Origin of the sequence: Geitlerinema sp. CS-897 (assembly GCF_028368005.1) — a bacterium.
GTDB lineage: Bacteria > Cyanobacteriota > Cyanobacteriia > Cyanobacteriales > Geitlerinemataceae > Baaleninema > Baaleninema simplex.
Window position 1 is genome coordinate 1 of record NZ_JAQNCQ010000198.1, and the last position, 7,046, is coordinate 7,046.

Consider the following 7,046-nt stretch of genomic DNA (forward strand, 5'->3'; position numbering starts at 1 on the left):
AGGCATCTAAGTTCTTCGATTATAAATCGAGTCTAAATAATTAAATTTATTCTACATTAATCGATCGCTCTATGTCAAGTTCTGCAAGCTTTACAGAATTTCGGCTTTGAATTTCAAATATCGAAATTGGGGTTAAATTAATATTTTTTTGCATAACAAAATCGGAAGAGCCATTTTTATTTAGATAGCGACTCGATGCCGAGAGATATCGTGACCTTTCGAGAAATACTGTTCGATCGCCTGCGGTTGAAAGGTGGAACTCGTATCAAAAAATCCACAACACAAATCGTTCGAGCTATTTGTCAAAAGATCGATCGAGAAAATATCGACCTTTGCTTAACCTTTCACGGGATCGATCGCTGGACACCAGAGGAACGAGACCGGCTCATCAAAACCTTTTGGAAACCCCTTGAAAAAGAATATCGATCGAAATCCCGAAGATCGAAGCTTTTGTTATGTTGGGTAGAGTCAAAATCGCTCGATCGCTCCAACCCGATTTATTGCCCGTTTGACGACATCGATCGAGCCAACTGGCAGAGCGATCGCATCTACGAAATGCCGATTACCCAGTGCTTCGATCGCGATGACCTAAAAGACTGGTTTCGGCGACCAGAAGTCTGTGCCTTGAGTGCGTCGATCGATTCTGCTGCAATGGATCGAGAGATCGAGCAAATTGTAGAGCAAGTTTGGCAAATTTCTAAAGGCAATCCATACCAAACACTTCTTGCAATCTACGAACTCTTTGGTTTAAAATGGGAGGAGCATCAAGATCGATGGATAAAACTTTAAAGACTCAATCAAATTCGTCAGAACGTTTAGATTTAAAAAATATAGAATTTACCGGACAGTTCAAGTATCAACCCAAACCGCGAGAGCGAAATCCAGACAGAAACGAAGAACTGTATCCTTACCTGGCTGAGGCAAGTGAAGGGTTAATCGAAGCCGTCAACTTAGCCATTAAGCTCAAACGTCCGCTACTGCTGGAAGGGGAACCCGGATGTGGAAAAACTAAATTGGCGCGTGCAGTGGCTTACGAACTGGGTAAACGGTATCTTAACGCCGATCGCTGGCCTTATTTCGAGTGGTCTGTTAAATCTACAGATCGCTCTCGTGACGGACTCTATACTTACGATGCCGTGCGACGATTGTACGACGCGCAAATCCCCACCAAAGACCCTCAAGAAGAATATAAAATTCGTCAGCGGTTGAACGATCGCCAACACTCCGCGTATCGACATTGGGGGCCTCTCGGTCGTGCCTTTCAAGAATCCAACCACCCTCAAACCCCCAAACGTGCCGTGGTTCTCATCGACGAAATCGATAAAGCCGACCCCGATTTTCCCAACGATTTACTGTTGGAAATTGAGGAAAAGCGGTTCGTCGTGATGGAAACCGGCGAAGAAGTTCGCGCCAATCCCGATTACGCGCCGATCGTCTTCATCACCAGTAACGCTCAGAAGCAACTTCCCGATGCGTTCCTGCGACGCTGTCTGTACCACTACATCGAGTTTCCCTCTGAGGAAGCCTTGAAAAAAATTGTCGAATCTCGGTTTGGCAAGTTGTGGAAGTGGGAACTACTCGATCGCACCCTTGGCCGCTTTCTCGAACTGCGTCGGTTGATGGAAGAGGAAAAGGGAGAATATGGGAAAAAAGTGAGTACGAGCGAACTCCTCGATTGGATAGAAGCGCTTAGACTGTACGCATCGGGAGATGCAGAACTCGATCGCTTGCTGAAGCAACAAAAACTTCCTTACGCCAACACTTTGATTAAAACGAAGGACGATCGCGCGATCGTGGAGTATATGGAAGAAGAAGGTACAGACGATGACGACTGAAGCCGATCTTCCTCTAAGGTTGCTGTTCGATCGCCTCCGAGAAGCCGGGTTTCCCCTGGGAACGGCGGACTATCTCCTACTGTTTGAGGCGCTCAAAACTCAAGTCTACCCCCCGACGCAAGCCAGTTTCCGGCAACTCTGTCAAACCCTCTGGGTGAAATCGGCGTCGCAGCGGCAACAGTTTGAGTCTATCTTTGAGGATGTGTTTGGGTTTCCCGAGATCGAAACGCCACAGAAACGACCTTCGCGGAAACCGAAACCCCAACGACCCAAACCCGAACGGGAAACTGGCGAAGAACCCACGATCGATCGCATCCCACCCGCCGACGCGACAACGGACACTGAGGAAGATACGAACGAATACTATATATTTCCCCCTTCAATTCAGCCTTCAATCCAACTGTCCGACGAACCCGTTTTTGAAGAAGACCTCGTGAGTGCAGTTCGCCAAGGTCGATCGCGAGAGTGGACTTCCTTTCGACCCTGCGGAATCGAGGACGAATACTTACCCGCTACGGCGGCGGATTTTGCACGGGGTTGGTACACTTTGCGACATACCGCCGACGACGATATCGCCACGGAACTCGACATCGCCGCAACGATCGACAGTACCCGAGAACGGGGTAAGTTCGTGGTTCCTATTCTCAAACCCCGTCGCGTGAAACTCCGTCCCCTGGTGCTTCTCCTCGATTGGGGTGGGTCGATGCAGCCATTTCACGTCTTGGCGCGTCAGTTGGTGGCCACGGCAACCCAGACGGGTTGTCTCGCACCCGAGGGACAGTATTATTTTCATAACGTTCCCAACGGTTGGCTGTCGATGGATTCGGAGTTTCAAACGGATGTACCCCTCGATCGCGCCACGGTGTCTTGGCATCCCGAACGAACCACGGTGCTGATTTTCAGCGATGGGGGAGCGGGACGGCGGGATTTCTTGACTTGGCGAGTTCGGGAAACGCGACAAGTCATCGAAACGCTGCAAACTCGCGCCAAAACGGTGGTTTGGCTAAATCCATTTCCGAAAGACGATTGGCACGAAACCACTGCCGGAGCGATCGCCGCCACGGAGGGACTGTCGATGTTTCCGAGCGATCGCGCGGGGTTTGAGGCGGCGGTGCGTGTGTTGCGAGGAGGTCGGCCGTGATGGAGACGCAACAAGACCCCCGAATGTGGGAAGCGATCGATCGCGTGGCATCGTTTCGACGGCGATTTTCTGCGGGACATTTTGACTTGGCCTGTCACGCGGCGTTTCCCCTGGCCTTAACCCCGGATTTGCTCTATCGCTTGCGGGATTATCCTTTTGAGCCGCCGCTGTGCGTTCCTTGGCGAGCGGTGGCGGATTTGTTGCTGTCGAATTTGTGCCATGAGGTGCGCGACGAACTCTATGAAATGGATCGCTGGGTGCGTTGGGTGTTGCTCGATCGCCTCACCCAAGATCCTCGTTACGGACAAGAGCGGTTGCGGCAACTCTCGCAGTTTTTGTTGACATACCTCCAGCGACACTTTCAAACGGACGTGCGCGGGTTGAAGTGGGGACAGCGTTGGACGGCGTTGGCCTATTTGGAACCGGAACCAACGGCGAAAGAACTCGCCGAAACCCTGCGAAAATCGATTCAGTCTCGGCGATCGTCCGATGGGTTGCGCGTCACGTCCCTGGTGGAAACCCTGGCCGATCCGTTGGTGAAAGCGGGGTTCGAGCCGTTGCTGACCCTCTCTCGCGGCATGGGATACGCTTTGCGCGGCGACGCACTGGCGGCGGAACAGCAGTTTGCACCGTTGCGCTCTGATGGAAATACGGTGGCGGTGGCCGGGGTCGAGATTGCGTTGCCTCCTAAACCGATTCCGAAGAAACGCTTTAGTTTTGAGGTGGTGACGGTCGATCGCAAGGGAAAAGTCGTCCAGCAAGAACAGCACTCGGCATGGTATTTCACGGAAATGTTGGACAGTGCCGTCATACTAGACATGGTTGAAATACCCGGTGGAACCTTTGTGATGGGTTCGCCGGAAGAGGAAGAAGGAAGGCATGAGGACGAGCAACCGCAGCATGAGGTGACGGTTCCCTCGTTCTACATGGGGAAATATCCCGTGACTCAGGCACAATGGAGAGCCGTGGCGCGATGGCCAAAGGTCGATCGAGATCTCGAACTCGATCCCTCGTATTTCAAAGGTGACGATCGACCTGTCGAGTTTTTGGATTGGTTCGACGCGCAAGAGTTTTGCAAACGGCTCTCGATCGCCACAGGACGCAATTACCGACTTCCGAGCGAGGCGGAGTGGGAATATGCCTGTCGAGCGGGAACGATAACGCCGTTTCACTTTGGCGAAACGATAACGACAAAACTCGCAAGCTACTACGGAAGCCCTACTTACGCTCACGAGCGGAAGGGGAACTTTCCAAACGCAACAACTCGCGTGGGCAGTTTTCCCCCGAACTGTTTCGGCTTGTACGATATGCACGGTAATGTGTGGGAGTGGTGCGAGGATGACTGGCACGACAATTACACGGGAGCGCCAACGGATGGAAGTGCTTGGATAGAAAATGATAATCGTACAGAAAGCCAAAGCAATTTAGATAAACGTACAAAAACCGAGAGAAACGAAAATGAAGATTTAGATAGTGATACAGAAAATGAGGAAGAAAATAGCGATCGTGCAGAAAATCTTAAGCTCCTGCGTGGTGGTTCTTGGAGCAACCCTCCGGTGCTTTGCCGTTCTGCGGTTCGCTTCAAGAACTACCCGGTCATTCGGAACTACTGGTACGGTTTTCGCCTGTATTGCTCCGTGGCGCGGACTCTTTATTAGCCCTTTGCCCTCTTGCCCTTTTGCCCTTTTCCCTAAGCGAGCGGAGCGAGCTTTAATTTTTTTTTAAATCACCTTTTTGTAAGAAGAGTAGGGTGTGTTCCGGCGTCGATCGCTCTTTGCTTTTGAGCATAAAGGTTAAACCTGCCAGAACACACCACCCCTAGCTTTCAAGGATTTCAGAAAACCATGTTACTCGAATTAAGACAATTAAAAGTTCAACCCGGACATCAATTATTGCTCGAAGATATTGACTGGAAGCAATTTGAAAATATCCTCTCCGAACTCGGAGAACATCGCGCTTCGAGACTTTCCTACAGCAACGGTTTATTAGAAATAATGGTTCCCTTGCCCGAACATGAAAACGCAAAAGAAATAATTAGCGATATCATTAAAATTCTATTAAACATCCGAGGTTTAAATTACGACTCCTTGGGTTCGACCACTTTAAAAAACGAACGCATGAATCGAGCCGTAGAACCGGATGCCTGTTTTTACATTCAAAATCAAGCAGCAGTCATCGGTAAAAAGCGTCTCGATCTCAGAACCGATCCGCCGCCAGACTTAGCCGTCGAAATCGATATCACCTACCGAACCCAGTTGGACAATTACCAAGTTATAGGTGTTCCAGAACTCTGGCGATATTCCCGACAAGGATTACAGATTAGCGTTTTGCAAAACAGAGAATATATCGAATCGAATTCGAGTCTAATTTTTCCCGATATTCCCATTATCGAGTTAGTGAATCGCTACGTCCAGCAAAGTCAAATTTCTGGCAGCAGTCAAGCGATTCAATCGTTTAGAAATTGGGTGCAGGAAAATTTATAGGGTGCGTCTCAATGGATATAAAAACACGAAGCTCTGGGTAGGTTGGACTTCGGCTTCGCTCAGTCCACGGGTGGAACGAAGCAGGGTAAGCTCATCTAAATATGTATTAAAATTTAGGCTCTTCCGACCTTGGTGTGTAGGGTAAATGCTTGTAGTCTATATCTGGAAAGGAATTTCGCGATTTGAGCGGACTTTTTATACCGTTTAGCAAAAACTCTTTTCCTGTAAGGATTTCAGCGATTTCTTGCATAGTAAGTTCGGAAGAGCCTTATTTCTCGATCCGAACCACCAATGGTGTAATGGAGGTCATTAAAATCGTCTCAAACTGATAAAGCGTCAAGCTTATGGCTTTATGAATTTTGAAAATATACGCAAGCGCTTTCTATCTTGCTTTGTTTGATAACTTTCTCTTATCACCTCATATCCCGAAGACCCAATTAGTTGATATTTTATAAATTACACTTTACCTTTTTGACATTAAAAAAAATTCTAAAAAGCGAAAAACGTTCTATTTTTTGAACTCAACAAACTCTAAAATTCGGCGAGCTGTCGTATTCGGTCGTTCCAAATGAGGAACGTGACCGCAACAGGGAATCCAAACCAGTTTGCTATTCGGAATCAAACGATAGAATTCAGAAGCGTCCTTTGTTCCTAGAATTTTATCGTCTTCGCCCCACAAAATTAATGTCGGAACGTCGAGATCGGGAAGTTGAGACTTGAACGAGGGATAACCGCCACTTTTCGTAAACGAAATTAACGCTCGATTCCAGCGATCGCACTCTAAATGTAACGCCGCACAACAGCGGGCATCTTCAGAATTAAACTGCTTGTCGAAATATGCCGTATAACTAATATTATTGCGAACGCCAGGACGACGCAGAAACTCAGCCGCGAAGTAGTCTAACGGCGGAAACAGATATTTGCCGACGACCGGCCCCGTACCGATCCCCGCACTGTCGAGTAACACGAGTTTTTCGACGGCTTCGGGATAAGTCAAAGCGAAATCGATCGCCGCCGCACCCCCCATCGACGCCCCCACGAGAACGACGGGTTTAGCGATCGCCGCTTGCCAAAACCCGTACAAATGCGCTTCGATATCAGACGGGGAAAACGAAAGGTCTTCGCCCCGTTCGGTAAACCCAAAACCGAGCAAATCCACCGCCCAGGTTTCCCGGTGAGAGGCGAGGAGCGGTTGCAGGCGTCGAAACTCCAACACCGAACTATCGAAACCGTGTAACAGTAAAATTGGCGTCCCTCCCGTTCCCCGTTTGACGTAAGTTGTCGGAACGGGGCGATCGCGTAACGGTGTCGCAATATCGAGACGCTGGATATGCGAAGCTTGTTCGATGGATGTCGCTTCAGTGAGTGCGGCAGCAGTGGGCGGTAAAACGTCAGGTAACACGGTTGACATACTCCCCAGCCTGAAGGCGTGGAGATTCTCCAGAGCTCACGGTTCTAGATTTCTGGTTCGGCGACAACCCTTACTACCCATTGTTGCCAATAAGTACCAGAGGGGTTTATCTCCCCAGACGTTTTCCCCATTACAGAGGAGGTTTCGGTATGCCCTACCGTACCTGATAATCTACT

General features: G+C 49.3%; 5 protein-coding genes and 1 pseudogene. 5 read left to right on the forward strand and 1 reads right to left on the reverse strand.

Annotated elements, in window-relative coordinates:
* Positions 1–177: 177 nt before the first annotated feature.
* The 5 genes and pseudogenes from POG22_RS12580 to POG22_RS12600 form a co-directional block, all read left to right on the forward strand.
* Positions 178–789 (forward strand): annotated as a pseudogene (locus tag POG22_RS12580) (hypothetical protein); the annotation flags it as partial.
* A complete protein-coding gene (locus tag POG22_RS12585) occupies positions 774–1,835 on the forward strand; it encodes an AAA family ATPase (RefSeq protein ID WP_498905613.1) in 1,062 nt (353 codons plus the stop codon). The pseudogene POG22_RS12580 and the gene POG22_RS12585, both read left to right, overlap by 16 nt.
* A complete protein-coding gene (locus POG22_RS12590; protein WP_498905615.1) occupies positions 1,825–2,976 on the forward strand; it encodes a hypothetical protein in 1,152 nt (383 codons plus the stop codon). Before POG22_RS12585 ends, POG22_RS12590 begins: the two co-directional genes overlap by 11 nt.
* Positions 2,976–4,634, forward strand: a complete 1,659-nt coding sequence (locus tag POG22_RS12595; RefSeq protein WP_498905617.1) for a formylglycine-generating enzyme family protein — start codon at positions 2,976–2,978, stop codon at positions 4,632–4,634. Before POG22_RS12590 ends, POG22_RS12595 begins: the two co-directional genes overlap by 1 nt.
* A 186-nt stretch (positions 4,635–4,820) precedes the next feature.
* Positions 4,821–5,459, forward strand: coding sequence for a Uma2 family endonuclease (locus tag POG22_RS12600; protein WP_498905619.1), 639 nt, complete (start codon positions 4,821–4,823; stop codon positions 5,457–5,459).
* Positions 5,460–5,967: 508 nt separating this feature from the next.
* Here POG22_RS12600 and POG22_RS12605 read toward each other — a convergent pair.
* Complete coding sequence (locus tag POG22_RS12605; RefSeq protein WP_498905621.1) at positions 5,968–6,861, reverse strand: alpha/beta fold hydrolase; 894 nt, start codon at positions 6,859–6,861, stop codon at positions 5,968–5,970.
* Positions 6,862–7,046 lie beyond the last annotated feature (185 nt).